Origin of the sequence: Salinivibrio sp. IB643, from assembly GCF_001996105.1 — a bacterium.
Classification (GTDB): domain Bacteria; phylum Pseudomonadota; class Gammaproteobacteria; order Enterobacterales; family Vibrionaceae; genus Salinivibrio; species Salinivibrio costicola.
In genome coordinates this window covers 1-1,553 of record NZ_MUFF01000082.1, presented here as the reverse complement: position 1 = coordinate 1,553, position 1,553 = coordinate 1, and the positions used below count along the sequence as shown (strand labels likewise).

Annotated in this window: 2 protein-coding genes and 1 pseudogene; all 3 read right to left on the bottom strand. The window is 42.4% G+C overall.

The window, feature by feature from the left end; translation table 11 throughout:
- Positions 1-430: pseudogene (locus BZG77_RS14550) on the bottom strand (hypothetical protein); the annotation flags it as partial.
- A gap of 88 nt (positions 431-518) precedes the next feature.
- The gene (locus BZG77_RS14960; RefSeq protein WP_198532442.1) at positions 519-1,001 is read right to left on the bottom strand and encodes a phage antirepressor N-terminal domain-containing protein; all 483 of its coding nucleotides are present in this window, start codon (positions 999-1,001) and stop codon (positions 519-521) included.
- Positions 1,002-1,011: 10 nt separating this feature from the next.
- On the bottom strand, positions 1,012-1,553 hold a 542-nt coding region (locus BZG77_RS14540; RefSeq protein ID WP_206744361.1), incomplete at its 5' end, for a hypothetical protein.

The window sequence follows — 1,553 nt, the reverse complement described above, 5'->3', positions numbered from 1 at the left end:
TATTGGTGTTTTCTATCTCGAAGTTTGATTTTTTAATGTATTTTTCAAATTCCTCAACATGTTTATAATAGTTGGTAAAATTATTCTGTGACTCTGAAAGTTTAATCTGCTTTGCAGACTGTTGGATCTGCCTTGCGGATTGCTCCGAACGATGAGCCAGTGCAATCAAACCAATTACTGAAAGCATGGCGGCAAGTACGCTAACGGGGAATTTAAAGACGACAAAAAAGTGGTTGAACCCCTTGTACGTCAAATCTAATTGTAGGTTTGAGCAGTAAATGAGCACCAACGTTGAGGTGATAGCCCCTAATAACCCAACCCTTAATGCGAGTTTGAAGGCAAACAAGCGGGTAAAGGATACGTCTGGGTTTAAAGCCAGCTTTTCCATGACTTTGTTATACGCACTTTTTAGACGGCTCGGCTTATGCATTGGTTATTAACTCCTTAATAATACACCTAAATGGTAAACGGGCATGACCGCAAAGTCATGCCTCATTTGTCGCACTTTTCGTGCGCGGTTAAAACCGCTGCTCGGTGTACTCCGCTAGTTCGGCGATTTTATCAAGCGAGGTTTCGGCAATGGCTTTAAGTTCGGCCACGCTAAAATAACCCGGCTCGCGCAGCAGGGCGGGAATTTGCCTGCGTGAGACAACCACGGCATCGCTCTCCACCAATTGAGTGCTCACGACGTTGCCCCTGTCCATTACCATAAGCAGTCGAGCTTGACGTGGTGGCTCTATTACTTGCGCGGTGGGCTGGCGGGTTTCCGCGGCCCAATATTGCCATAGCACATCATCACATTCGTTTTGGTAGCGGATCACGCGGTCACGAATGCTGGGTTTTACTTTGTTGGGGGAGAGGGTTTGCAGCCAGCCAAAGAGTGTACGGAGCGGTAGGCATATCATGGGGTTGTGTTTATCGATAGAGGGAATTGGCATTTTGACAACACCCCATCGTGCACTGTTGCCAGTTAGCTTTCTGGACTGGTTTCCCCAGTCCATTCCCATACATTCAACCGCGATGTAAATCTCGAAATAAGCGTTCAGCCATAGTCTCTATATCAGAGGGAAAATCCCCGTCTATATTTATATTCTTGTTTTCAATGTGGGTAGATATTAACGTTTTATATATCTTTTTGTCTGTAAACGTCTCCCTCACAGAACGACTGTTATTGACATAGGTGTTGGCGTAGGGTAACAAGTCAGAAGCCATCTGCTTAACTATTAACCCCATTGCAATCGTATGCTTTAAGCTTGTTTTTTCTTGGATGAATCTGTTTTCTTCTATTCTCTTCATTAAGTGTAAGCGTGACATGAAAATGTTTATTTCATATAGTATTCCGGTAAGAATTCTCTCGACCTTCTCTTCACGTCCTGAGGATAATTTTATAAAGTCAGTAAATATCTCCTCATGGTCTTTGGGTTTTTCCATTTGCTCGATGTTTCTAATCATAATCTCCTTTGACTTTTCTTTCTTCTCCTTGTCGCATTTATCAATAACAACATAATAGTTTAATATTTCATCTATACAATAATTAACATACTCAATTATTG